Here is a 25,039-nt window from a genome sequence, read left to right as displayed (position 1 = left end):
GACGGCAGAACCATGCTGCCGTCAACCCGTTCTTTATTCTTGCGCTGTGTTCTGGGTGTTGCCAGCGGGCTTTTCCGGCGCATTTGGCAGCTTGCGCAGCCTTACACGGCGGATATGGCGGGCGTCCGCATCAAGAACGCGGAAAACATAGCCGTTCTCGTGCGTCAGAACTTCGCCGCGAGTGGGCACATGCCCCGCCATACGGAACACGAGGCCACCAATGGTTTCGATCTCGGCTTCTTTTTCCGATGGCGTGAGAATCGGGCCAATCTGGCGTTCAAACTCTTCCACCGGGCAGCGGGCGTCCACATCGAATGACCCATCGGGCCGTTCCACAATCAAGGTGGCGGCGGGTTCGTCATGCTCGTCCGAAATGTCGCCCACAATGGTTTCAATCAGGTCTTCAATGGTGACCAGACCATCAATGCCGCCATATTCATCAATCACCAGCGCCATATGGGTCTGCCGCTGGCGCATCTGCAACATCAGGTCCAGCACAGGAATCTGCGGCGCGACCATAAGGGGCTGGCGTAGCAGGGCTTCCAGATTGAAGGCTTCACTGGTGCCTACATAGGCAATCAGATCCTTCACATGGATCATGCCCACAATGTCATCCAACTGGTCCCGATAGACGGGCATGCGGGAATGGTTTTCACGCCGCATCATGGCCAGCGCATCGTCCAGACTGATGGAAACGGACATGGCTACAATATCAGGGCGCGGGACCATCACATCATCGGCGGAGATGTTGCGCAGGCGCAGAATGTTGGCAATCAGCGCGCGTTCCTGGCGGTCCAGTTCTGGTTTTTCGCCATCTGCCGTTTCTTCTTCGGATTCATCTGCGGCCTGCTGCACGAGGGCTGCGATGGAACTGCGCAGGCCGGGGGCATTCTTCTTGCGGCTGAAGAAGGAAAACAGGCCGCCGCGCCCCTGCTGGGGGTCCTGCGTGGACTCGTATTCGCTCATGATCGGGGTTTCCACGGATTGGGAACACCCAGCCGGGATAGCAGGCGGGATTCCAGCATTTCCATTTCGCGGGCTTCCCCCGCATGGTGATGGTCGTACCCTGCCAGATGCAGGCTGCCATGCACGATCAAATGCGCCAGATGGTGACTGACTGGTTTGCCTGCCTTGTGCGCTTCCCGCACCACGGTTTCCAGCGCAAGGATGATATCCCCGCCCGGAATGCCGGGTGGCGGTTCAAAGGTGAGCACATTTGTTGGGCGATGCTTGCCGCGATGCTCCCCATTCAGGCGTTTGACCACCCGATCTGTGGATAAAACCACACTGCTAGGCTGCTTGCCGTAATCCGTGCAGGCGGCAAGGGCGCGCCAGACCAGTTTTTCGGGGGAGGCGATATAACTCCGCCAGCGCCTGTCCTCAACAAGGACTTCAGGCGCGTCTTCAAAGGCGGAGGAGGGGAAAGACTCTGCAAAAACAGAGTTTTCCCTATAAGTCACGTCTTGAGGCTGGACGTGACTGCTGCTACTGGGCGGTTCCATTGTTCTCCTGACGGCCCTTATTGCGGGAGGTCTCCCTGTTAGCCGTCGCTTTCGCATCATACGCTTCAACAATGCGGGCGACCAGTCTGTGCCGCACAACATCTGCTGCTTCAAAGCGAGATATGGTCACACCCCGCACATGCGCCAGTGTTTCAATGGCGTCTTTCAGCCCGGAAGTGGTGCCGGAGGGTAGATCAATCTGGGTCAGATCTCCGGTCACAACCATGCGGGAGCCTGGGCCAAGGCGGGTGAGGAACATCTTCATCTGCGCGATGGTGGTGTTCTGTGCTTCATCCAGAATAACAAAAGCGTGGGAGAGCGTGCGGCCGCGCATGAAGGCGAGGGGGGCGACCTCGATGTCACCCGCCGCCATGCGGCGCATGACCTGATCACCCGGCAGCATATCGTGCAGGGCGTCATAAAGCGGGCGCAGATACGGGTCGATCTTGTCTTTCATGTCTCCGGGCAGAAAGCCAAGACGTTCACCAGCCTCTACCGCAGGGCGGGAGAGAATGATGCGATCGACCGAGCCAGCCTGAAGCATGGCCACAGCCTGCGCAACGGCCAGATAGGTTTTGCCGGTTCCCGCCGGGCCGATGCCGAACACTAGTTCCTTGTTGGCAAGCGCCTTCATGTAGGTGGCCTGCCCGGCGGAGCGGGGTTCGATCACCCCATGCCGCATTTTAAGAGCTGGCAGCCCTTCAGTGGGGAGGAATGCAGGGGCAATGGTTTCTGTATCGGATGGCCGCATAGGAGATTGCCTTATGGTTTCATGCAGGCGGGTCATGCGGATAACCGCATCTATTGCGCTAACGTCTACAGCACCACCGGAGGCGAGTTTCTGATACAGGGTGCTGAGCGTTGTGCGGGCCAATGCTGTGTGGGGTGCGGCGCCTTTTATGGAGATTCGGTTGCCGCGCCGTGCCACCTGCACATCCAGCCCTTCTTCCAGATGCCGCAGGTGGCGGTCATGATCTCCCACCAGTCTTGCCAGTAGCGTGTTGTCTTCAAACAACAGCGTTAGCGGTTTTTCCGGTTCACCAGAGCCGGAAACAGGGGGCGGGGCTGAAAGGGGCTGGTGCGTTGTGTTCAAGCGTACACGGTCTCCTCTACCAAAGTGCCCCCCAGTGAATTGGTCAGGCGCTCGGTAATTCTGACAGGCAGTTCCTGACCGATCAGATGACGCGGGCCAGAAACATGAACGGGCTGAAGCCAGGGGGAACGCCCTGCAATCTGGCCCGGCTTGCGGCCTTCCCCGGTAAAGAGCACGGGAATGGTCTGCCCGACCAAAGCAGCGTTGAAGGCATCCTGCTGTTGGCGAAGCAGGGCCTGAAGTGCCTGCAGGCGGGCGTCCTTCACATCCTCTGGCACCTGTAGCGGCGCACCGGCTGCCGGCGTGCCGGGGCGCGGGGAGTATTTGAAGGAATAGGCCTGCGCAAACGTGACATCCCGCACCAGTTGCATGGTGGCTTCAAAATCTTCATCCGTTTCACCCGGATGACCGACAATGAAATCTGAGGAAAGGGCCAGATCTGGCCGGGCGTCACGCAGCCTGCGGACAATGTCCCGATACTCGTCAGCCGTGTGGCCACGGTTCATCGCCCGCAGGATGCGGTCGGAGCCGGACTGCACTGGCAGGTGCAGGAACGGCATGAGCGCAGGCAGATCACGATGGGCGTTGATCAGGGCGTCATCCATGTCACGCGGGTGCGATGTTGTGTACCGAAGACGCGAGAGGCCCGGAATGGTTGCAAGGGCGTTTGCAAGTTGTGCCAGCCCCCAGACAGTCCCATCCGGTCCTTCCCCATGATAGGCGTTCACGTTCTGGCCCAGCAGGCTGATTTCCTTCACGCCGCTTTCCGCCATGCGGCGGGCTTCCGCCAGAACGGAGGCCACGGAGCGGCTGCTTTCAGCACCCCGGGTGTAAGGCACCACGCAGAAGGAACAGAATTTGTCACACCCTTCCTGAATGGTGAGGAAAGCAGTGTAGTTACCCAGTGTCTGCGGTGCGGCTGCATCTGGCAGGAAGTCAAACTTCTGTTCTGCCGGGAAATCGGTATCAATGACCGCACCGCCAGCACGGGCGGCTCGGGCCACCATTTCCGGCAGGCGGTGGTAGGTCTGCGGGCCGAGCACGATATCCACGTAAGGGGCACGGGTCAGAATTTCCTGCCCTTCGGCCTGTGCCACACAGCCAGCCACGGCAATGATGGTCTGCGCGCCTTCTTCCTTGCGGGCTTCCTTGATTTTGCGCAGGCGGCCAAGCTCGGAAAATACCTTTTCCGCAGCTTTGTCACGGATGTGGCAGGTATTGAGGATAATCATGTCCGCAGCTTCAGGCGCGTCCACGGATTGGTAACCCAGCGGGCGCAGCACATCGCTCATGCGGGCGCTGTCATACACATTCATCTGGCAGCCCCATGTGATGACATGCAGGCCGCGGCGAGAGGGGGACAGGGCGGTGGTCGATCCAGTCATGACAACAGGGGCTCCGGCGTGCCGCAGGCCCATTCCATACGGCAGGGGGAGGAAATCAGGCGGACAGCGTCCGAGGTCAAGCCTCTTTTCTCACATCAAGGATATCCGTGCCAGAGTTCTGTGTTCTGAAACCGACAGGAGAGACCTCCTTCCGCAGGGTATTCCTGCATGTGGAGCAGCCGTTTTTTCCGTCTGCTCAGTGCCTGTTTCTGTATGAAGCAAAACTGGAGGCCACTCTGTCAAGCTGACGTTTGAGAAATCCTGTTTTATTGCACGGAAGCTCGGCAGGATCACAGCGACCGGGTTGCGTGCTGCCTTCTTCATTCTGGCGGAGTTCTGCCGCGCCATTGGCCACTGCATGCCACGCGGCCTGAGCTAGAGCCTTGCGGCTGGGGAACAGTTCCGGGTCTAGCGGTTCGTGCAGGATCACGCTGGCCTGAAGGGATTTCCATTGCACCATCTGCCAGAGGTGCGGGCCGAGGTCCATGTCTCCATACCATGCAAACACAGGCCGACGCAGGCGCTGGACGGGCAAACCCTCTAGCCTGTCATACACCACGGACACGGGCTGGATAATGGGTGTCATGCCCGGTTCATACGTGATGGGCAGGAGTGACTTGTCCATGCCATCACGCAGTTTGGGCAGTTTGGCGATGGCAAAGAAGGCGGACATGAAGGGCAGCACGCGTGAGCCATCAGACGATGTGCCCTCTGGGAACAGCACCAGATTGTCACCATCCACCATGCGACGAATCATCTCATCGCGTTCGCGGCCTGTTGTGCTGCGCTGGCGGCTGACAAAAATGGTACGCCCGATTTTGGAGACCAGCCCCATGATGGGCCAGTTTTCAATGTCGCCTTTGGCAACGAAGACGGAAGGCAGAATCGTCCCTAGAATGGGCACATCCAGCCATGAAGAATGGTTGGAGATGTAAATGACGGGTCGCTCACCCCTTTTGCGGGCGCGTAGGCCGCCAACCGTGCCCGCCCGTTTGCCGACCACCCGGATACGCACACCCAGCAGTTTGCACAACACGCCCCAGATGACGCGTGTCCATCTGATTTTTGCCGTGCCCGGAACAAGAAGCAGGCACGCTTCAAACCCGACTGAAAGCGGCACCCAGAACACGATCCCGCCCAGACGCAGGCTGCCACGGATGTTGGCAGAGAGCGTGCAGAGCCGTTCCGCCCAGACAGGAAGGGGCGAAAGAGCGGCGGGATCGGTAGGGCCGGAAGGAGCAGAAGAGCGCTTTGGCGCAGGGCGAGCGCGGGTCATGTTCTTGCCCCTGCCACAGCGTGGCAGGTTTTGCTCAGGCAACAGGAATGAAAAACCATGCGGCTTTCATAACGCGAACTTATGGAGGTGGACAATCGTGCTTCGCAATCCGTGTCAGAGATGGCACAAAGGCGAAAAGACCCATTCTGTTGGACTGTGCTGTGCGGCTGACCGTATTTTCGTCATGGTGATACGGCATGGAGCAATGCAGACCTTGAAAAAACACAGATGAGAAAGTGGCGGCAACGGTGCAACGGCAGGCGGAAAGAAACGGGTGAGGATGAGCGGTAGAGGCATCCTGAACGGACTCGTGCTGACGGCGAATCGTGTGGTTGTTGGTTTTTCCCTGTGGGGTGTGGCGGCGGGCGGCTGGTCCTGGGCAGCGGAAACGCAGGCTTATGTGACCAACCTGAAGCCCACCGGGCAGGCTGATCTGGATGCGGCGCTAAAATCATCTTCTGATCTGCTGGGCCTTCAGGGCACGCATGCCGTGGGGCCTTTTGCTCTCGCCGGGCGTGTGCGCAATGAGTATGACCGCCTGAAATCCGCGCTGGAAAGCTACGGGTATTACGAAGGAACGGTAAAAATCACCCTTCACCGCGCCAAGGACAAAGACGCAGTGGTGATGGATGGCCAGTCTCCAGCACTTTCTAACTGGATTGAATCGGTTCCCGCCAATGAGAAGGTGACTGCCGATATCTCGGTAGAAAAAGGCCCTCTTTACCATCTGGGTTCGGTCAAGCTGGTTGACGAAAAAACCAATGGTCCGGCGGAGCTGACGCCTGAGCAGAAAGCCGCGTTCACCCTGAAAACAGGGGATGCGGCCGAAGCGGAAACGGTGCTGGGGGCCGGAGGCACGCTGTTGGATGCCCTGCGGGAAGATGGCCATGCGCTGGCGCAGGTGGACAAGCCGCAGGCTTATTTGCGCCCGCAAACTCGCACGCTGGATGTTGTGTATCCTGTCTCACCCGGGCCGGTGCTGAATGTGGGCCGGATTGATGTGTCTGGCCTCAAACGGGTGCGGGAGCCTTTTGTACGGCGACAACTGACGCTGAAAGAAGGCCAGCTTTACCAGCCATCCAAAATTGATGCAGCCCGACAGGATCTGACCTCTCTGGGTGTGTTTTCCAACGTGGCGGTCAAGGATGGGGCAACGCAGCCAGTCAATGGCACCATGCCGCTTGATTTTACATTTCAGGAAGCCAAGCGCCGTTCTGTTGGGGCGGAAGCCGGGTATTCAACAGATCTGGGGGTGCGTGGCGGCGTGACATGGACCCACTACAATCTGCTGGGCAACGCGGAACGGCTGAAGCTGACGGCACTGGTTACCGGTCTGGGTGGGTCGGCCCAGCAGGGGCTGGGGTATGATGTGTATGCAGATTTCTTCAAACCCGGTTTTTACAGCCGCAAGCAGAATCTGAGCGTGCGTGTTGAGGCCTTGCGGCAGTTGTTCTGGTCCTACCGGCAGACGGCTTTTCTGGTGCGCGCCGGGATTACGCGCCAGATTGACCGCTACTGGAATGTCAATTTCGGGGTGGCCGGAGAGCAGGAGCAGATTGAACAGTTTGGCGTGACGCGTGATTACACCATCGGTTCTCTGCCTCTGGGCGCGACCTTTGATAATACGGAAGTTGGGAACCCTATTGAACCTGCCACTCATGGCGTGCGTGCCAACGTGAATATTTCGCCTTCCATCTCCTTGGGGAGCAAGGGGAGTGGCACGTCTTTCTTCACGATCATGAATGCGTCTGCCTCATATTATTTTGACCTCAAACATCTGGGGATCAGCAAGCCGGGGCGCAGTATTCTGGCCATTCGCGGGACCATTGGCAGTATTCAGGGGGCTGGAACCTACGATATTCCACCAGACCAGCGCATGTATGCAGGTGGCAGCGCCACCGTGCGCGGGTATCGCTGGCAGGGCGTGGGGCCGCAATATGGCCGTACTCGCTACGCTATCGGCGGTACTTCGCTGGATGCAGGCACGGTTGAATACCGGCAGCGGCTGTTCAAGAGTTTTGGTATGGCCGGGTTTGTGGATGCCGGGCAGGTGGGCAGCAGCAGTTCTCCCTTTACAGGTACTCTGCGCGTGGGCGCGGGCGGTGGCGTTCGGTATTACACGCCTATTGGCCCGGTGCGCGTGGATGTGGCGGTTCCGCTCAACCGTCCGCATCGTGGGGACAAGTGGGACCTTTATATCGGGCTGGGAGAAACGTTCTGATGGCGGGGCAGGATGGGGATATGCCCGCGCCGCCGCGCCGCAGTGCTTTGCGGCGTGCAGGGCGCATTGCCGGGCTGACAGTTGGCGTTCTGGCTGGCGTGGCAGGTCTGGCGGTTGGGGTTATTCTGGTTGGCGCCAATACCGGGCCGGGCAGACGACTGCTGATGCAGCAGACAACTTCCCTCACAGGGGGAATGGTGGCGCTTTCCGGGCTTTCAGGCCGGTTTCCTGATAATTTCCATCTGGATTCCATTGCGCTGCGCGATAAGCAGGGCGTGTGGCTGTCGCTGAAGAATATTGACCTTAACTGGTCTCCTTTAAGTCTGGTTGGGCGTACGGCCCGCATTTACGCGATCAAGGCGGATCAACTGGATATCCCGCGTCTGCCGGTGTCTGACACACAGGCAGCCCCTGCCAAGCCATCCACCAGTAAATCCAGTCTGGGGTTGGGGATCGATATTCAGGATCTTGCCGTGCGGCGGATCAACGTGGGTGCCCCACTGGCGGGAACCGCAGCCAGTTTCTCGCTGGGAGGACACGGTCGGTTATCGTCCATTGATCCGGTGCTGAATGGGCTGACGCTGCCATCCTTGCCCAGATCGGACATTGCGCTGAGTGTGAAGCGGCTTGATGCAGAAGGGCAGATTGATCTGGCCACCACTACGGGCGGCGGCAAGCTGGGCCTGCATCTGGACGCCAAGGAAGGAAAAGATGGCTTTGCAGCCACCAAACTGCAAATGCCGCAACTGACCCCGCTTGCGCTCTCTCTGGATATCAAGGGGCCAACAAACGCTGCGGTTCTGGCATTTTCTGCCGGAGCAGGGCCGATTACAGCCAAGGCGGATGGCGTGCTTGATCTGCTGGGTGAAAAACTGGGCAGCCTTAGGGCGCAACTGGATGCGCCCAAGCTGGCCTTGCGTCCTGATCTGGGGTGGGACGCCATTCATCTGGTGACACAGCTAAAAGGCAAGATGAGCCAGCCGGATGGGACCGGCTCCCTTCAGATAGACCGGCTTGTGGCATCTGGCGCGGGAGTCGGCACGTTGAAGGCTGCCTTTACCGGGCAGAGCGGTCACCCCGGCGCGGCGGACCAGATGCATCTGGTCATGACGGCGGATGGTGTAAGGCTTCCGGGTTCTGCTCCCACCTTGCTGGCCAGTGCCCCGGTGCAACTGGATGCGACAATTTCTCCGCAGGCGGATGGCAGGCCGTTGGTGCTGGATGTGTCGCACCCGCTGTTGCATCTGACCGGCAATGTGATGACAGCCGCGCCACAGCGCGGCACGCTGGAACTGGCGCTCCCTGATCTGCGTCCTTTCGGGCAGATGGGCAATACGCCCCTGCAGGGGCAGATGGGCATGAAAGCCGCGTTTGATCTTCCTGCCAAAGCGACGGGTGATACGCATGTCAGTGCGGATGGCACCTTGGCCATTACGGGTGGCCAGCCACAGGCAGTCGGGCTGATCGGCCCGAAGGGGACGTTCTCGCTTGTCACAACGCTTCGCCCGTTGGAACCCGGAATGGTACAGCCGGAAGGGAGCTCAGAAAAAACGGCTGCTCCCAAGAAGGATAATGGCCCGGAACTGGCTGTGCCGCAGAACGGTGTGAAGCCAGCGGCAACGGATCATGGGGCTGGCAAGGGTGCTGTCGAGACGCCTCATAAGCCTGAAACAGACAAAGCCACAGCGAAGGCAGAAAAGGCAGAAAGTTCTGGCGGGCAACAGGTCGATATTACCAAGCTGGCTGTGGACGGGCAGGCGTTGCATCTGGCAGCGCATGGGCGGGTGAATACTGGCCATGACATGGATGTTGCCTCCACGTTGGCGTTGCCGGACCTGAGCAAGGCGCTGCCCTCACTGCGTGGCGGACTGACCCTTGCATTGAACGCCAAGGGGCTGATGCAGGATTTTGCCGCCACCCTCCATATGGAAGGTGATCCCGGCACTGCCACCATGCCGCGTGGCCCCGTCGTGCTGGATGCGGCATTGACGCATCTTCCCTCCGCGCCCACAGGCACGCTGACGGCAAATGGCTCAGTTGATAAAGCGCCTCTGCTGTTGGATGCGGCCTTTGCGCAGGATGAAAAAGGCGCGCGCCAGCTTGATCTGAAAAAACTCTCCTGGAACAGCCTGCAAGGGGCGGGTGACCTCTCGCTGCCACAGGGCGAGGTTGTGCCGTTAGGGAATTTAACCCTCAAAATCGGGCGGTTGGCAGATTTCAGAAACCTGATTGGTCAGCAGATTGCCGGGGCACTGGCGGCGTCTGTTCAGACTACGCAGGTGGGCGAGAAACCTCAGGTAGCGCTGAAGCTGGACGGCAATGTCTCAACCGCTCAGGCTAAAATCGGGTCTCTGGCGCTGGCGGGCACGGTGCGTGACCCTGCCGCGCATCCGGATGCGGATCTGACGTTGAAGCTGGGCGGTCTTTCTGCTGCGGGTGTTACAGGGCAGGCGCGGGTAACGGCCAAAGGGCCAGACAACGCCATGGCGCTGACAGCGCAGATTGGTCCGGCAAGCTGGTCAGGGAGTCCGTTGTCTCTGGATACGGCGGCACTGCTTAATCTGCCTGCAAAGCAGGTGAAGGTGCAGAAACTGGCGGCAACCGCCAAGGAAGAATCCCTCAAGCTGCTGGCGCCCGCGCTGGTTTCCTTTGGCGACACAATGGGGGTGGACCGTCTGCGTGCTACTCTCAGCACGCGTGGGGCCGAACCAGCCACCTTGGATGTGGCAGGGCGCATTAAGCCCACACTGTCCGTTACGGCAGATATCCAGCACGTGACGCCTGCTTTGGCGCGTCCATTTGCGCCAGATGTGCATGCGCAGGGTGATCTTTCCCTTCAGGCCAAGGTTGCGGGCAGCATGGATCGGCCGACAGGACAGGTGCATCTGACCGGGCGCGGGTTGAGAATGGACGGCAGCAGTGCAGCAGCTTCCATTCCGGCGTTAAGTGTGGATGCGCAGGCTGATCTGGCCGGGACAGCAGCGAAGGTGAACGTAAAGGCAGCGGCGGGGCCGAAGCTGGCGCTGACTGTGGCTGGCACGGCTCCGCTTTCCAAAACAGGGCCGATCAATCTGCGGTCTGACGGGCATCTTGATCTGGCCATTGCCAACGGTGTGCTGGGTGCGCAGGCACGGCAGGCCAAAGGCGATGTGCAGCTTGCCATGCAGGTGGCTGGCACCATGGCGTCCCCCAACGTGACGGGCACAGTTGATCTGCATAATGCGGATTTTCAGGATTTTGCTCAGGGCGTTCATTTGGCGGAGATCAATGGCCGGGTTGTCGGCTCGCACGAGAACGTCGTCATCCAGAACCTGACAGCCAAGGCGGGTGAAGGCACGCTTGGCGTTACAGGGTCTGTGGGTGTCATGGCGCCGGGCATGCCGATTGACATGCATATTACGGCCAAGAACGCACGGCCCATTTCCAGCGATCTGCTGACAGCCGTCATGAACGCGGATATCGCCATACGCGGGCAGGTAAGTACCCGTATGGATGTTGTGGGAGGTATATCGCTGCCACGGGTGGAAATTAACATCCCCAACTCCCTGCCGTCTTCCGTGGCGCGTCTTGATGTGGTTCGCCCGGGTGACAAACCGCCGGAACCCAAGGAGGCTACAGCCAACACCAAGGCAGCCGTCATCGGGCTGGACCTGACAGTCACATCGCCGGGTAAATTCTTCGTTCGCGGGCATGGGCTTGATGCCGAAATGGCAGGTAAGCTCAAAGTCAATGGCACAGCGCAGGCACCGCAGGTTACCGGCGGGTTTGACCTGAAGCGCGGTAACTTTGACCTTGCCGGGATCTCTCTTAACTTCACCAAAGGGCGCGTGGCTTTCAACGGGAGTGGCGTGAGCCACAAGCTTGACCCCACTCTGGATTTTGAAGCCGACCGTGTGGTGAATGGCGAGACCGCCATGCTCAAGGTGGGGGGATATGCCAGCGCCCCCAAGATCAGCTTTGTCTCCAACCCGCCGCTGCCTCAGGATCAGGTACTGGCCATGCTGCTGTTTGGCACGGATGCCCACTCCCTTTCTTCCACGCAGATGGTGGAACTGGGAACGGCGCTGGCGACGCTGACCGGCATGACCTCATTTGATCCGATGGGCACATTACGGAAAACCCTGCATCTGGACCGTCTGGCTATTGGCGGCGGGTCTGGTGTGGGCAACGGCGGAACAACGGTGGAAGCCGGGAAATACGTCATGAAGGGTGTTTATGTGGGGGCCAAGCAGGCAACCTCTGGCTCAGGCACGCAGGCGCAGGTGCAGGTGGATCTGACAAAACATCTCAAGCTAAACACCACCGTCGGCACGGGCGGAAACGTAACGGGCTTTACCACGCCGGAAAATGATCCGGGCAGCAGCGTGGGTCTGCTCTGGCAGTATCGTTATTAACCGCGGCAGTTGCTCGGAAAGCAGAGCGAAACTGGCATGGAAGTTTTATCTCGTGGCTTAATTGCCAGCAGCCCTGTTTTCTTTTTGGAGCCTGTTTCAAAAGTATGCAGATAAAGGCTGCCACGGCACTTTAGGATAAAACAAGAGCGGGCTTTTCGCCGCGAGGTAGCGTGTGACGGGGATGGCTAAAGACAACATAGTCAGACGTGCACAGGAACACGCTCTTTCAACGTCTGACTTTTTAACGTGTCTCGTAAATGACTGCTTGAAAGACCCATCAGGCGGCGTGGTGGGTCTTTTGGACTGCTGAATGCGTTTGGCCGTTAAAATTGCGCGAGGTTTCCCTCCCGGCAGATTTGGCCCGTGTCCTTTATGTCCGCTTTGTCACCCTCGAAATCCTGCACCAATCCCCATCAGCAGGCGTTCAAGCAATGGCTACAGACTGAAATCGACAACCACAGGCACATGGTCAGACGGGGTATCCCAGTCTCGGGCTTCACGCACGACGGTCATGCCGGTGAGGTCTGGCACAAGGTCAGGCGTAATCCAGACATGGTCCAGCCTGCGGCCACGGTTGGATTTCTTCCAGTCCCGGTTACGGTAGGACCACCATGTGTACAGCTTCTCGCTGGCAGGGACAAAGTGGCGCATGGCGTCAACAAAGCCCACATTCAGCCACGCATTCAGGCGTTCCGTTTCTGGGGGTGTGTGACTGACCACATTCAGAAGCTGCTTGTGACTCCAGACGTCATGCTCCAGTGGGGCAATATTGAAATCCCCAACCAGCACAGTCCGGTCCCGTTTGCGGGTGGTGAACCACTCGGTTACTTCCTCCACAAAGGCGAGCTTGTGGGCAAATTTCGGATTGGTTTCGGGATCAGGAATATCGCCGCCTGCCGGCACGTAAAAATCGTGCAGTTCGACAGGGCCGCTTGGCAGGTGCACCTGCGCGCCTATGTGGCGGCAGTCTTCCTTGCCATGCCAGTCCGGCAGTTTTTCAAGCGGCGTAATGGGATGGCGCGAGAGGATGGCCACGCCATTGTAGCTTTTCATCCCTTTGTAGTGGAGGTGCTCAAACCCCATGTTCCGCAACGCATCTGCCGGAAAAAGAGGGTCTGGCACCTTGGTTTCCTGCAGGCAGATGATGTCTGGCGCGAGGGTGGCGCCCAGCTTTTCCAGCACTGGCAGGCGGAGGCGGAGGGAGTTGATGTTCCAGGTTACAAGTCGCATGCCCAACGGCATTGCGCATCCCGGTTTGCGGGGCAAGTGAAATTCGGCACATAGTAGGGAAGGTGTTTGAAAAGTCTGTCAGGTCTCTCTGGCGGAGGTTTGCGCCAGAACAGGGTGATGATGCCCCCGATGCCGCCGTATCGGGCCTTCAAAACCACCGGGCTCTGGGTTGTATCGTTCCGCGCCAGCCGTTGTGCTGCTGAACTTTCAAACAGCCTTTGGAAACAAAACCGGCAGGGCGTGCGCCTTGCATTTATCGCATATGGGACCATTTCTGCAGCATGACGCTTCCTTCTTCGGCTCCGGTGAGCCAACCTTCCGCTTCTTCTGCTGCGCGTGCGCTTCATAACGCGCTTTTCACGCTGGACAGCCACATTGATATTCCGTGGCCGGATCAGGGTGATGCCTTTGTGGACACGGAAACCCGCAGGGTTGATCTTCCAAAAATGCAGCAGGGCGGCATGTCTGCCGGGTGTTTTGTGGCCTATATCGGGCAGGGGCCGGTGACGGAAAAAGGTCACGCCGAGGCTCAGGCGCAATGCCTGGCCATGCTGGATGCCATCAACCGTATGCAGGGCACGCAGAATGGTGTGACAGCGCGTGTCTGCGCGACTGTGGCGGACATGCTTGCGGCGCAGGCAGCGGGCGCGCTGGCGGTGGTGCCTGCCGTGGAAAACGGCTACGCGATGGGAGACGATCCCGCGCTACTGGCACAGTTCCGCGCGAAGGGCGCACGTTACGTTACGCTTACGCATAATGGGCATAATGCGCTGGCCGATGCTGCCGTGCATCGCCCCAGTCTGGGCGACAAGCTGGAGCGGCACGGTGGCCTCTCTGCTGTAGGGCGGGACGCCATCGCCCACATGAACCGGCTGGGTATGCTGGTGGATGTGTCACATTCTGCCAAATCCACCATGTTGCAGGCGGTGCAGGTGTCTGCGGTGCCGGTGGTGGCCAGCCATTCATGCGTACGCACGCTGTGTGATCATCCGCGCAATCTGGATGATGAGCAGCTTGATGCGTTGAAGGAAAGCGGCGGTGTGATTCAGATCACGGCTATGCCTGCGTTCCTGAAGCCACGGGAAGGGGATGGCCTGCGTACCGCCAATGTTGCGGATTTTGTGGACCATATTGACTATGTGGTGAAGCGCATTGGGCCGGAATATGTGGGGATATCCTCCGATTTTGACGGTGGTGGCGCAATTGAAGGCTGGCAAAACGCCACGCAGGGCGTGAACGTGACAGAAGAATTGCTGCGTCGCGGCTATGACCGCAGCGAGATCGCGGCTTTTTGGGGTGGAAACTTCATGCGGCTGCTGAAGAAGGCGGAAGAGGTTGCGGAACAAAGCGCGATCACTGCGTAAAAAGCACGGTGGACAGATTTCTGCACAATTTGTCCACTTCCTCCCTTGACTTCCTTTATTTTCAACAAAATCTCTGAAACGCACGTTTCCTCCTCAAATGTCCTTTTATAAACCCTTTGTAAATCAAGGGTTTGGGTTGTGTGTCTAAAAAATATGCAAAGCGTTGAGGGGGCTGGAAATCTGCGGGTTTCAGGGGCGATGAGCCCGGTACTCCACAAACTTATCCACAGAAACGGTGGATGAAATTGATTTCTCGGAAGAGCGCCTGATGACAACTGACATTTCTTCAAATGATGTGCCCGTAGGCGTGCCTGCGGCTGTGGAGGTGTCGGCTGCCAGACCCAAAGGTGTGGAGGTGATCCGGAACGCCCTGAAGACCATGCCGCTTTCGCCGGGCGTGTATCGCATGCTGGGCGAGAAAGGGGATGTGCTTTACGTGGGTAAGGCGCTGGCGCTGAAAAAGCGTGTAACGTCTTACACTCAGGTGGCGCGTCTGCCTGAACGGCTGCGGCGTATGGTGTCCGAGACAGCCTCCATGGAGATTGTCACCACCCATACCGAGGCCGAGGCCCTGCTGCTTGAGGCCAACTACATCAAGCGCATGAAGCCCCGCTTCAATATTCTGCTGCGGGATGACAAAAGCTATCCGTGGCTGATGTTGACAGACGGCCATCCTTTTCCGCAGGTGGCCAAGCACCGGGGGAAGCCCGTGAAGGGGGCGAGCCTGTGGGGCCCATTTGCCTCGGCTTGGGCTGTGAACCAGACGCTCAACCTGTTGCAGCGCGTGTTTCTGCTGCGCTCTTGCACGGATGCGGTGTTCAACAGCCGGACGCGACCCTGCCTGCTGTATCAAATCAAACGCTGTTCCGGCCCTTGTGTGGATCGTATTGACCAGCCCTCCTACGCCAGGTTGGTGGAACAGGCGCGGGAGTTTCTCTCCGGCAAGGATATGGCCTTGCGGGAAGAGATGAGCAACGAGATGCACAAGGCTGCGGAAGCGCTGGACTTTGAACGGGCTGCCATGCTGCGGGATCGTATTCGGGCGTTGGCGCAGATGCAGGAATCGAGCGTGATTAACCCGGCGTCCCTGCATGATGCGGATGTGTTTGGCATCTGGCAGGAAGCGGGGCAGGCCTGTATTCAGGTGTTCTTCATCCGGGGCGGCAGAAACAACGGAAACCGTTCGTTCTTTCCGGCTCACACCAAGGATGAGGAGCCGGGAGATGTGCTCTCTGCCTTTATTGCGCAGTTTTATGATGACAAGCCATGCCCGGCGCAGGTGCTGGTTAATCATCCCTTGCCGGAAGAACTCCTGCTGAGTGAGGCGCTCTCCCTCAAGCGGGGGCGGAAGGTGGAAATCCTCTCTCCCCAGCGCGGCGAGAAAAAGCAGGTGCTGGATCATGCTGTGGCGAACGCACGGGATGCCTTGCACCGCAAGCTGGCCGAAACCGCAGGGCAGGCCAAACTGCTGGAGGGTGTTGCGACGGTCTTCGGGCTGGATGCGCCGCCCCAGCGGATTGAGGTGTACGACAACAGCCACATCATGGGGTCTCATGCTTACGGGGTCATGATTGTGGGCGGCCCGGAAGGGTTTGATCGCAGGGCCTATCGCAAATTCCTGATCAAAGGCCCGGTAACGCCGGGGGATGACTTTGCGATGATGCGTGAGGTGCTGGAGCGTCGCTTTGGCCGTGCATTGAAGGAAGCCGCTGAGGGCGATCTATCCAACTGGCCTGACGTGCTGCTGATTGACGGCGGAGCCGGGCAGTATTCTGCCGTAAGAGCCGTGCTGGATGATTTGGGCGTGACAGGGGTGAAGCTGGTGGGCATTGCCAAGGGGCCGGACCGGGATGCCGGGCGCGAGTGGTTTCATACTGGCGATGCCGAGCCGTTTCAGCTCGATCCGCGAGACCCGGTTCTGTACTATCTGCAAAGGCTACGCGATGAAGCGCATCGCTTTGCCATTACAACCCATAGGGCGGGACGTTCCAAAACGCTGGTGACATCCGAGCTGGATGATATTCCGGGGGTGGGGCCAGCGCGGAAACGCATGCTGCTGAATGTTTTTGGTTCGGCCCGGGGCGTAAAGCAGGCAGGGCTATCTGAACTCGAATCGGCTCCCGGTATCAATCGGGAAACAGCGCGGGCCGTGTATGGGCATTTTCATCCGGACTGGACGCCAAACTGAGGTGAAGGGCAGGGCTGCGCTACGTTTCTGGGTGAGTGGCATGAACGCGGTGCCAGAAACCATTTCAGCCGGGCGGGAAATAGGCTAGTCTCCCGCCAATGTTGACAGATTTGCCGAATGTTCTGACGATATCGCGCATTGTGGCGATTCCCATAGTGGTGGTTTTTGCCGCATGGGGAACGCCGCAGACTGATGCTGCGGCCTGCGTACTGTTTATTCTGGCAGGCATTACGGATTATTTTGACGGCAAGCTGGCGCGTTCACGGCACCAGCTTTCAGACTTCGGCAGAATGTTTGATTCCATTGCCGATAAGCTTCTTGTAGGGGCCTGCCTGATGGTTCTGGCAGGCTTTGCCCGGCTTCCCTACCTTAGCCTCTGGCCTGCCATTGTGATTCTGTGCCGGGAAATTCTGGTCTCCGGCATGCGGGAGTATCTGGCGGAGCGGCGTGCCAGCCTGCCGGTAACGCGGCTGGCAAAATGGAAAACCGGATTTCAGATGACCGCCATCGGCTTTTTGCTGGCCGGGGATGGCACGGGTATGCTGCTTGGTATGCCATGGCTGCACGTGGCGCTGATTGGCTCCGTTCTGCTCTGGATTGCCGCAGCCCTGACCCTGATCACCGGCTGGGATTATCTCACCACAGGTTTGCGGCATGTGGACCTGTAACGGGTGACTGTGGGTGATACCTGGTTCAACCAAGGGTGGCCTGTTGCATAATTGTCTCAAAATGAAGGCATTGGCTTGTATCCCCTCCGCAAACCGTTATTTACCTTTCTCTGGCACAGTGCCGCTACAGCGGGCATCGCTGATTTGCCTGTGCAACGTCATGGTTAGCGGAGTCAGATGATGCGGAAAGCTGCTCTACTGGGAGCCTGTCTGGTTTTGAGCGGATGTTCCGGGTTTGGGAAATATATTTCCGATACTGCGACTCTGCCGGGAGAGAACCCCAATTCTCCGGCGGGAGAAGATCTGAACATGCGGCGGGTACATGGGTACTCCACCGCTGAAACCCCGATTTTGCCGCAGGGTGGTGATATCTGGCCGGGCCCTCCTGCTCCGTTGCCCACGCTTGAAGATGTTGAAAAAGACCGCATAGGCACAGTGCTTGGTGGTGGCATGGGCGAGAGCGGGCCGGAGTTGCAGGACGGCGGCGAAATGAGTGTCAGCGTGCCCGAGGGAAGTTCCCCGGTTAAAGAGCCGCATGGTAAACTGCCTGATGCTGAACCTGATGCCGCCGATAAATATGGCGTGCAGCGCGGAACGGCTTCGACCATTGAAATTCCGAACGGAGATGGAACGGTAACACTTATCCACCCGGATGGGTCGGTTAGCACCGTTCAATCCAAAAAAACGATATCCCCGCCTGCTCACTAAACCGTTCAGGAGTGTGACGGAGGATTGCAGAAAAGGAGAAAGCAGGGTGGCCACTGTGACCATTCTCTATTTTGCTTCCCTGCGCGAGCAACTGGGCCGGGAGCAGGAAACGGCGACCGTTTCTGCCGAGGGGGAGAGCGTAGCCACTCTCCTTTCGGCTCTCCGTGCTCGGGATGCTGCATTGAATGATCTGTTTGAGCAGACCCCACGGATTAGAGTGGCGATCAATCAGGCGCTTGGCAGCTTTCAGGATAGTGTAAGACCCGGTGATGAACTGGCGTTTTTTCCACCCATGACGGGGGGATGATCTCTGATGATACGTGTTGTGGTTCAGACTGCTGCGTTTGATTTGGCAGGAGAGATGGAGCGCCTTTCCCAGATATCTGAAAATGTTGGCGGGATGAGCGTGTTCATGGGGCAGGTGCGCGCGCAAGGGGACGGGCTGGAAAGCCTGACCTTGGAACATTACCCCGGCATGACTGAAAAGGTGCTGACAACGCTGGCGGAAGAGGCCGGAACCCGTTTCAGCTTACTGGGCTGCACGGTTGTTCATCGCGTGGGCACCATGCGCGTGGGGGAACCCATTGTGTTTGTGGGCACGGCGTCCGGGCATCGCGCCGAGGCTCTTCAGGCCACTTCGTTTCTAATTGATCGTCTGAAAACCGGCGCACCGTTCTGGAAATGTGAGCGGTTTACGGATGGTCGCAAAAGGTGGGTCGAAGCGCGTGACACGGATGATGAAGCTGCTGCCCTCTGGGATTAGCGTGAAAGAAGGCAGGGGAACGTAAAGCTCGGCCAGATTTTTGCGTAAGAGACGAGTTGCGGCAGAGAAAGTGGGGAGTGAAGCCGCAGAGGCGGAAAATTTCCAAGCAAAAAGCTTTGCCCTGTAGGCCAGACTATTCAAGTGTGTTTTGAGTGTCTTTGTTGGTTTTTAGGGTCTTATAAAAAGGCAGATTTGAGAAAGCTGCAAGTCTGCTCTCGAGCGTGCGTTTTTGCGTTAGTTGGAGCACGGTTTTCTGCCTGTTTTTCCCTCGTGCCGGGTATTCGAGTTATTTTTCTGTTCGAAAAAACTTGAGCCTTACCGGCAGCTCTGCTGCTGATTTCAGGTCGCCCCTTCACAGTATGATCAAGAGGCCCCAGTCCTGCTCCGCTATGGCTCCATCTGGTGGTCGGATGCTTCTCAGGAAGCAGGAGGCGCATGGGTTTTTCTCCTAGCTGGACAGGACGCGGTAGATGGCGTCCGTCAGGGTTTTCAGGTCTGCCTGTGTCATGGTGAAGGCGGGGGTGAGATAAATGATGGAACGGAATGGACGTATCCATACACCTTCCGCAATAAAGCGCTGACGCAGCGCATCTGGATTGGCAATTTTTTCGAGTTCCACCACGCCAATAGCCCCCAATGTACGAACGTCCTTTACCCCCGGTAAGGTGCGGCAGGGTTCCAGTGCGTCCGTCAGGAACGCATTGATGGCCTGAACCTGCTCCAGTCGGGGCTCGGTTTCAAACAGGTCAAGAGACGCATTGGCGCAGGCGCAGGCAAGGGGGTTGGCCATGAAGGTGGGGCCATGCATCAGCGCATGTTCCGGGTTGTCAGACAAAAATGCCTCGAACACGTGGCGGCGGGCCACGGTAGCGGCCAGCGCCAGTGTGCCACCCGTCAGCGCTTTGGAGAGGGTGACAATATCCGGCACGATTCCGGCCTGCTCATAGGCGAACATGCTGCCTGTGCGGCCGAACCCGGTGAAGATTTCATCCAGAATCAGCAGGAGGTCATGGTCATCGGCGGCCTTGCGTAGGGTGCGCAATACCTCCGGATTGTGAAACAGCATGCCTCCGGCTCCCTGCACCAGGGGTTCGGTCATGATGGCTGTTAGCTCGTGAGCATGGTCTTTCAGCAGGCGCAGAAATTCAGCGGTGCTGGCCTCATCCTGTGGCAGAGGAGCGATAATATGCTCGGCCAGCGCGGAGCCATAGAGGTGGTGCATGCCTTCTTCAGGGTCACAGACCGCCATGGTCGCCAAGGTGTCTCCATGGTAGCCACCCTTGAAGGCCAGCAGTTTGGTGCGGCCTGTCTCGCCTTTGTTCAGCCGATACTGAATGGCCATTTTCATGGCGACTTCAACAGAGACTGACCCGGAATCGGTAAAGAAAACCCGTTCCAGATCTCCCGGCAGCATGGCGCAGAGGCGCGCTGCAAGCCTGAGAGCGGGTTCATGCACCGTGCCGCCGAACATGATGTGCGGCATGGCAGCAAGCTGAGCGCTAACCGCAGCGCGAATATGGGGGTGATTATAACCGTGGCAGGCCGTCCACCATGCTGCCACGCCATCCACCAGTTCTCGGCCATCTGCAAGTTCTATGCGTGTGTCATGGGTGCGGACAGCAGCCAGCGGAGCTGAGGCTGTCTTCATTTGGGAATAAGGGAGCCAGATGTGGGGCAGGCCGTCCTCGTACCACTGTGGCATCTGCTGTGTGGACGGGCTGGGACGGCTGGCGGACGCAGACATTCTGGTTCTTCTCCTGCTGGGTGATTGACCGGCGGCCCGGCCTCCGGCACCAGTCTTCTCATGACGCGGTTTGATCATCTTTTCCAGCAGGGGCTGGAGAAATTGGCTGAGCAGGGGCGTCTTCGCACGCCACGTGCACTGAATCCGGCAGGCCATGGCCTTCTGGAACGGGCGGACGGTGCTGTTCTGGTTGATTTCTCCTCAAATGATTATCTCGGCTTGCGCACGCATCCGTTGCTTCAGGAGCGCGCAACCCAGTGGGGGCAGCGCTTTGGCACGGGGTCTGGCGCGTCCCGTCTGGTGACGGGAGCGTGCTCTGGAACGGAGGCCCTGGAAAATCGGCTGGCCAGCCTCAAGGGGATGGAGGCCGCCTGTATTCTTTCTTCCGGGTGGCAGGCCAACGCTACGCTGGTTCCGGCGCTGGCGCGTCTTTCTGTGGCGGTTACAGGCTCGCCGCCCACAGTGCTGGTGGACAAGCTGATTCATGCCAGCCTCTATCATGGGTGTGCGGCGGCGGGTGTGCGGCCTGTTCGGTTCAGGCACAATGATGTCAGTCATCTGGAAGCTCTGCTCCACAAGGTGGAAGGCCCCGGTCTGAAGATTGTGCTGACAGAAAGCGTGTTTAGCATGGATGGAGATCGGGCGGATATCGCTGCTCTGGGTGCAGTCTGCCGCCAGAATGATGCGTTTCTTTGTGTGGATGAGGCGCACGCAACTGGCATTCTGGGGGAAGGCGGGAAAGGTCTGGCGGACGGTCAGGCTGATCTGATTATGGGTACGTTCAGCAAGGCGCTGGGCGGAATGGGCGCGTTTGTCGCGTCCTCTTCGGCTGTGTGCCGATGGCTGGAAAATAGTGGGTCTGGCTATATTTACTCCACAGCGCCATCGCCCATGGTGCTGGGTGCAGTGGAGGCTGCACTTGAATTGCTGCCTCAACCGGAGATGGTGGTTGCCCGCAACCGGGTAGCGGGACTAGCGGAGCATTTCCGGCAGCATATGCAGGAAGCCGGGCTGGATACGGGGCCATCCTCCACTCAGATTGTGCCGGTGGTAGTGGGAGAGGAAGAGACCGCGCTCGCACTTTCCCGTTATGTGGAGGCTGCGGGTTTTCTGGCTGTGGCCATCCGTCCGCCAACTGTGCCGCCGGGCGCGTGCCGTCTGCGCGTGGTGCTGCATGCGCATCATACACTGGAACAGGCGGACGCGCTGGCGGAGGCGATTCTATCTGGGGTGCAGAAAAATCCATGACAGCGTTGCAGCCGGTTTTTGTGCATGGGTGGGCCTGTGGTCCGGAAATCTGGCTGCCCATATTGGCGCACTTGAATCTGCCACACGCTCATCTGATTGATCTGGGGTATTTTGCCGGGGCTGCCGGAGAACAGGATGATGGGCAGATTCTGACTGCGCTGGAAGCGGACAGGCCTGTTCTGGGCGTGGGGCATTCAATGGGGTTGATGTGGCTGCTCTCTCAACGGGACTGGCCGCCAGGAAGTCGCTTTGTGGGGATCAATGCATTTGGCCGGTTTGCCTCTGGTGCGGATTTTCTTCAAGGTGTAGGGCCACGTGTGCTCGCCCGTATGCAGGCAGGTCTGGCGCGGGACGCAGGGACTGTTGTGAACAGCTTTCGGGCCCGTTGCGGGATGGCGGCTGTAGAGTCTTCCTCATGTCATGTTTCAGCGTTGCAGGCTGGATTATCCTTGCTGGCGAAGGGGGATGTCCGTGCGCAGATCGAGCGTGTTGTCGCGCATGACGCCTCCTGCATGGTGGCCTTGGCGGGCGGAGAAGATCCTATTGTATCCGCAAGTATGACGCAGGCCGCTTTTCCTCAGGATATAAAAATCGAATGGCAGGAGAAGGGGGGGCATATGCTACCGCTGACCCATCCTGAATTTTGTGCAGCACACATCCAGAAGCTTATGAAGGACGCTGGTTAGAATGGGGCAGAATACAGATCGGCGTGCTTTGGTTCGGGATCGTTTTGACAGGGCCGTGGGATATGAGGGAGCGGCCACCATGCAACGGGTGGCGGCCCGGCGCCTGTTTGAAAAACTTCAGGAGCGGATGGAGGGGAGAGTGCCCCTGCGTATTCTTGAATTAGGATGTGGCACCGGATTTCTGACCGAAAAGTTGCGCAATGCATGGCCTCAGGCGGACATTGTTGCCACGGATATTGCGCCTCACATGCTGGAACGCGCGCAGCAGCGGGTAGGTGAAGGGCTTTGTTACCGTATCATGGATGCCGGAGAGCCTGACGTAAGCGGGCCGTTTGATATTGTTTGCGGCAATCTGGTGTTTCAGTGGCTGGAGCACCCGCAGCAGGCCATTGCTAGGCTGGGGCGCTTGCTGTCTCCGGGCGGAATTCTTGCTCTCTCCACTTTGATGGATGGTACTTTTCAGGAGTGGCGCATGGCCTGCGCTGTGGAACATGAGGAAAGTGGTACGCCTGATTACCCTTCAACTGCGAGCATAGGGCAATGGTATCCCTCCTTGTTCAATGGTGGATGGGAGACTGAAGCCTGTGTGCAGACTTTCAGTAATGGACGGGCTTTTCTGCGCCATTTGAAAGAGACCGGGGCGTCAGTCCCTCGTGCGGGGTACCGTCCCATGCAACTGTCGGCTTTACGGCGCAGTCTGGCGCGTTTTGATGCGCAGGGGAGTGCGGTGACGTGGCGTCTGGCTTATGGGTGTTTTCAAAAGCCACCGCGGGCGGGTGTGTTTATCACCGGCACGGATACCGGCGTGGGTAAAACCTTTGTTTCCGCCTGTCTGGTCAAGGCATGGGAGGCTCTCTACTGGAAACCGCTACAGAGCGGATTGGCGGAAGAGGCTGGTGATACGCCAACCATTCTGTCTTTGACGCATTGTGCCCCTGAGGACTGCCTGCCGCCTGCTGGAGCTTTTCAGGCCCCCTTATCGCCTGAAGCGGCGGCGCGAGCAGAGGGTGTGACCATTGATCCTGCCAGTCTGGCGCTCCGCATGCAGGAACCTGAACGGCCAATGGTGGTTGAAGGGGCGGGCGGCCTGATGGTTCCTGCAACGGAAACACTGATGATGTGTGATCTCGCCGCCCAATGGGGGTTGCCTGTTGTGCTGGTGGCACGGAGTGGGCTGGGCACACTGAACCATACCCTTTTGAGTCTTGAAGCGCTCCGTCAGCGGGGGATTGCCGTGGCGGGCGTGGTGCTGAACGGCCCCCTTAATCCGGCGAACCGGGAGACCATAACCGAAAAGGGGAAGGTTCGTATTCTGGCGGAAATTCCGTTTCAAGCAGACGTGTCGGCGCAAAGTGTGGAGGGCATAGCCCAGACGTTACCATCGTGGGCGGATGTGAGAGGCGGAGCCTGATAAAATAAGTCCGGCTAAAATGAAAATATCAGAGCTCAGACAAACTCTTAAAAAGATCGTATAATCTTATGATTATGAAAATTTAATCCAACTTAAAAATCCAACACTGCGAGGTTGGGCGGGCAGGCTGAGCTTAAAAGCCTCTCCGATCTGATGGTTCTTCTCTTTAGAAGAAGAGGCCTTCTTTTATATTTGAGGGGTGTCGCTTCAAGGCATTAGTGGTATCGGCGGATCAAGCCAGCCAGTTTGCCCTGAATTTTCAGGCGTTCTGCAGGGACAATGCGCGTTTCATAATTCGGGTTGGCAGGCTCCAAAGCAATGGCATTGCCTTTGCGGCGCAGGCGTTTGAGTGTGACGTCATTATCATCAATGAGAGCCACGACAATCTGGCCGTTTTCGACACTCTCTGTACGACGAATGATAACGAAGTCCCCATCCATGATTCCTGCGTCAATCATGGAATCCCCCGTTACTTCCAGCGCATAATATTCCCCGGTGCCTACCAGAGTGAGTGGTACATCGAGAAAAGAGTCTGTTTCCGCCATAGCTTCAATTGGCAGGCCAGCAGCAATGCGTCCGTAAAGGGGGACCTTGAGGGTTTGTGCTGTCGGGCGTGAGAAATCGGCATGGACCACATTTGTGGGGGTAGGGGTGGCCGCAGGCGCAGGTGCCATTTCAGGAAGCTGAATGACTTCCAAAGCCCGTGCGCGATGATGATGGCGGCGGAGAAAGCCGCGTTCTTCCAACCCAGAAATAAGCCGGTGAATGCCTGATTTGGACCGGAGGCCCATGGCTTCCTTCATTTCATCAAAGGAAGGAGAAAAGCCGGTCTGCTTGAGGTGTGCATCAATAAAAAGCAGAAGCTTGTGCTGTTTACGTGTCAGCATCTTGGGTCACCTCAAAACAAAATCAAACGGCCTTACTTAAAGGATTTGTTCTATATAAGTTCTCTTTTCTGGTCAAGGTGTTATTCCCCTTTGTTTCACTTCCTCCATATTCTGAAAAACGCTGGCGGTCTCGGGTAGGGGCTGGCTGCGTCCCTATGGTCTGAGGGGCTGGGTCCGGGTTCCGTCAGTTTTCATCCGGTCTATTTCGGGATAGGTGCGCAGAGCATATGGGGGTGGTGTGACGTTCTGAGCCGCTGCTGAGAGACGCTTT

General features: G+C 58.2%; 19 protein-coding genes. 11 read left to right on the top strand and 8 right to left on the bottom strand.

Annotated features, from left to right (window positions below):
* Positions 1-33: 33 nt before the first annotated feature.
* The 5 genes from AD944_RS13965 to AD944_RS13945 all read right to left on the bottom strand — a co-directional run bounded on the left by AD944_RS13965 (position 34) and on the right by AD944_RS13945 (position 5,256).
* Positions 34-966: a hemolysin family protein gene (locus AD944_RS13965; protein WP_045541882.1), complete on the bottom strand. Its 933-nt coding sequence runs from the start codon at positions 964-966 to the stop codon at positions 34-36.
* Entirely contained in the window at positions 963-1,502 is a 540-nt protein-coding gene (gene ybeY, locus AD944_RS13960) for an rRNA maturation RNase YbeY (RefSeq protein WP_045541883.1), read from the bottom strand. Before ybeY ends, AD944_RS13965 begins: the two co-directional genes overlap by 4 nt.
* On the bottom strand, positions 1,486-2,595 hold the full coding sequence (locus AD944_RS13955) for a PhoH family protein (protein WP_006558436.1): 1,110 nt from the start codon (positions 2,593-2,595) through the stop codon (positions 1,486-1,488). Before AD944_RS13955 ends, ybeY begins: the two co-directional genes overlap by 17 nt.
* Positions 2,592-4,013, bottom strand: a complete 1,422-nt coding sequence (gene miaB, locus AD944_RS13950) for a tRNA (N6-isopentenyl adenosine(37)-C2)-methylthiotransferase MiaB (RefSeq protein WP_045541884.1) — start codon at positions 4,011-4,013, stop codon at positions 2,592-2,594. Before miaB ends, AD944_RS13955 begins: the two co-directional genes overlap by 4 nt.
* Before the next feature lie 163 nt (positions 4,014-4,176).
* Positions 4,177-5,256 carry a lysophospholipid acyltransferase family protein gene (locus AD944_RS13945; protein ID WP_045541885.1) on the bottom strand — a complete coding sequence of 360 codons (1,080 nt, stop codon included), beginning with the start codon at positions 5,254-5,256 and terminating at the stop codon, positions 4,177-4,179.
* Positions 5,257-5,551: 295 nt separating this feature from the next.
* Here AD944_RS13945 and AD944_RS13940 point away from each other — a divergent pair, with 295 nt between their 5' ends.
* Positions 5,552-7,477 (top strand): autotransporter assembly complex protein TamA, encoded by a 1,926-nt coding sequence (locus tag AD944_RS13940; RefSeq protein WP_045541978.1) that lies wholly within the window; start codon positions 5,552-5,554, stop codon positions 7,475-7,477.
* A 20-nt stretch (positions 7,478-7,497) separates the two neighbouring features.
* Positions 7,498-11,871, top strand: a complete 4,374-nt coding sequence (locus AD944_RS13935; protein WP_236709166.1) for a translocation/assembly module TamB domain-containing protein — start codon at positions 7,498-7,500, stop codon at positions 11,869-11,871.
* A 435-nt stretch (positions 11,872-12,306) separates the two neighbouring features.
* Here the strand turns inward: AD944_RS13935 and AD944_RS13930 are convergent, their stop codons facing one another.
* The gene (locus AD944_RS13930; RefSeq protein ID WP_045541887.1) at positions 12,307-13,113 is read right to left on the bottom strand and encodes an exodeoxyribonuclease III; all 807 of its coding nucleotides are present in this window, start codon (positions 13,111-13,113) and stop codon (positions 12,307-12,309) included.
* A 269-nt stretch (positions 13,114-13,382) separates the two neighbouring features.
* On the opposite strand from AD944_RS13930, the gene AD944_RS13925 reads away from it, so the two are divergent.
* From AD944_RS13925 to AD944_RS13900, 6 genes are all read left to right on the top strand, one after another.
* Positions 13,383-14,465 carry a dipeptidase gene (locus AD944_RS13925; protein ID WP_045541888.1) on the top strand — a complete coding sequence of 361 codons (1,083 nt, stop codon included), beginning with the start codon at positions 13,383-13,385 and terminating at the stop codon, positions 14,463-14,465.
* Between the two features lie 265 nt (positions 14,466-14,730).
* On the top strand, positions 14,731-16,653 hold the full coding sequence (uvrC, locus tag AD944_RS13920) for an excinuclease ABC subunit UvrC (RefSeq protein WP_081473554.1): 1,923 nt from the start codon (positions 14,731-14,733) through the stop codon (positions 16,651-16,653).
* Between the two features lie 98 nt (positions 16,654-16,751).
* Positions 16,752-17,321 (top strand): CDP-diacylglycerol--glycerol-3-phosphate 3-phosphatidyltransferase, encoded by a 570-nt coding sequence (gene pgsA / locus AD944_RS13915; protein WP_006558424.1) that lies wholly within the window; start codon positions 16,752-16,754, stop codon positions 17,319-17,321.
* A 180-nt stretch (positions 17,322-17,501) separates the two neighbouring features.
* Positions 17,502-18,029 carry a hypothetical protein gene (locus tag AD944_RS13910; protein ID WP_045541979.1) on the top strand — a complete coding sequence of 176 codons (528 nt, stop codon included), beginning with the start codon at positions 17,502-17,504 and terminating at the stop codon, positions 18,027-18,029.
* 46 nt (positions 18,030-18,075) lie between these two features.
* Positions 18,076-18,336 (top strand): molybdopterin converting factor subunit 1, encoded by a 261-nt coding sequence (gene moaD, locus AD944_RS13905; RefSeq protein WP_035381733.1) that lies wholly within the window; start codon positions 18,076-18,078, stop codon positions 18,334-18,336.
* A 3-nt stretch (positions 18,337-18,339) separates the two neighbouring features.
* The gene (locus AD944_RS13900; RefSeq protein ID WP_045541889.1) at positions 18,340-18,792 is read left to right on the top strand and encodes a molybdenum cofactor biosynthesis protein MoaE; all 453 of its coding nucleotides are present in this window, start codon (positions 18,340-18,342) and stop codon (positions 18,790-18,792) included.
* A gap of 448 nt (positions 18,793-19,240) precedes the next feature.
* On the opposite strand, the gene AD944_RS13895 is transcribed toward AD944_RS13900, so the two are convergent.
* Positions 19,241-20,536 carry an adenosylmethionine--8-amino-7-oxononanoate transaminase gene (locus AD944_RS13895; RefSeq protein WP_236709167.1) on the bottom strand — a complete coding sequence of 432 codons (1,296 nt, stop codon included), beginning with the start codon at positions 20,534-20,536 and terminating at the stop codon, positions 19,241-19,243.
* Between the two features lie 60 nt (positions 20,537-20,596).
* Between AD944_RS13895 and AD944_RS13890 the strand changes: the two genes are divergently transcribed.
* The 3 genes from AD944_RS13890 to bioD are packed head-to-tail and all read left to right on the top strand — an operon-like array spanning position 20,597 to position 23,881.
* Positions 20,597-21,784 carry an aminotransferase class I/II-fold pyridoxal phosphate-dependent enzyme gene (locus AD944_RS13890; protein WP_045541981.1) on the top strand — a complete coding sequence of 396 codons (1,188 nt, stop codon included), beginning with the start codon at positions 20,597-20,599 and terminating at the stop codon, positions 21,782-21,784.
* Positions 21,781-22,470 carry an alpha/beta fold hydrolase gene (locus tag AD944_RS13885; RefSeq protein ID WP_045541890.1) on the top strand — a complete coding sequence of 230 codons (690 nt, stop codon included), beginning with the start codon at positions 21,781-21,783 and terminating at the stop codon, positions 22,468-22,470. Before AD944_RS13890 ends, AD944_RS13885 begins: the two co-directional genes overlap by 4 nt.
* A gap of 1 nt (position 22,471) precedes the next feature.
* Positions 22,472-23,881, top strand: coding sequence for a dethiobiotin synthase (bioD, locus tag AD944_RS13880; protein ID WP_045541891.1), 1,410 nt, complete (start codon positions 22,472-22,474; stop codon positions 23,879-23,881).
* Positions 23,882-24,096: 215 nt separating this feature from the next.
* Here bioD and lexA read toward each other — a convergent pair whose 3' ends face one another.
* Complete coding sequence (gene lexA / locus AD944_RS13875; protein WP_045541892.1) at positions 24,097-24,768, bottom strand: transcriptional repressor LexA; 672 nt, start codon at positions 24,766-24,768, stop codon at positions 24,097-24,099.
* Between the last annotated feature and the right edge of the window lie 271 nt (positions 24,769-25,039).

The organism is Acetobacter tropicalis, from assembly GCF_001580915.1.
Taxonomy (GTDB): Bacteria; Pseudomonadota; Alphaproteobacteria; order Acetobacterales; family Acetobacteraceae; genus Acetobacter; species Acetobacter tropicalis.
This window is presented reverse-complemented; position numbering and strand designations above follow the sequence as displayed.

Bases quoted from the DNA above. Each gene is read 5' to 3' on its own strand.
- AD944_RS13885 (WP_045541890.1), top strand. From the start codon at position 21,781: ATGACAGCGTTGCAGCCGGTTTTTGTGCATGGGTGGGCCTGTGGTCCG.
- AD944_RS13895 (WP_236709167.1), bottom strand. From the start codon at position 20,536: ATGTCTGCGTCCGCCAGCCGTCCCAGCCCGTCCACACAGCAGATGCCA.
- AD944_RS13890 (WP_045541981.1), top strand. From the start codon at position 20,597: ATGACGCGGTTTGATCATCTTTTCCAGCAGGGGCTGGAGAAATTGGCT.
- ybeY (WP_045541883.1), bottom strand. From the start codon at position 1,502: ATGGAACCGCCCAGTAGCAGCAGTCACGTCCAGCCTCAAGACGTGACT.
- AD944_RS13965 (WP_045541882.1), bottom strand. From the start codon at position 966: ATGAGCGAATACGAGTCCACGCAGGACCCCCAGCAGGGGCGCGGCGGC.
- pgsA (WP_006558424.1), top strand. From the start codon at position 16,752: ATGTTGACAGATTTGCCGAATGTTCTGACGATATCGCGCATTGTGGCG.
- AD944_RS13910 (WP_045541979.1), top strand. From the start codon at position 17,502: ATGCGGAAAGCTGCTCTACTGGGAGCCTGTCTGGTTTTGAGCGGATGT.
- AD944_RS13930 (WP_045541887.1), bottom strand. From the start codon at position 13,113: ATGCCGTTGGGCATGCGACTTGTAACCTGGAACATCAACTCCCTCCGC.
- AD944_RS13925 (WP_045541888.1), top strand. From the start codon at position 13,383: ATGACGCTTCCTTCTTCGGCTCCGGTGAGCCAACCTTCCGCTTCTTCT.
- lexA (WP_045541892.1), bottom strand. From the start codon at position 24,768: ATGCTGACACGTAAACAGCACAAGCTTCTGCTTTTTATTGATGCACAC.
- AD944_RS13945 (WP_045541885.1), bottom strand. From the start codon at position 5,256: ATGACCCGCGCTCGCCCTGCGCCAAAGCGCTCTTCTGCTCCTTCCGGC.
- bioD (WP_045541891.1), top strand. From the start codon at position 22,472: ATGGGGCAGAATACAGATCGGCGTGCTTTGGTTCGGGATCGTTTTGAC.
- miaB (WP_045541884.1), bottom strand. From the start codon at position 4,013: ATGGGCCTGCGGCACGCCGGAGCCCCTGTTGTCATGACTGGATCGACC.
- AD944_RS13935 (WP_236709166.1), top strand. From the start codon at position 7,498: ATGCCCGCGCCGCCGCGCCGCAGTGCTTTGCGGCGTGCAGGGCGCATT.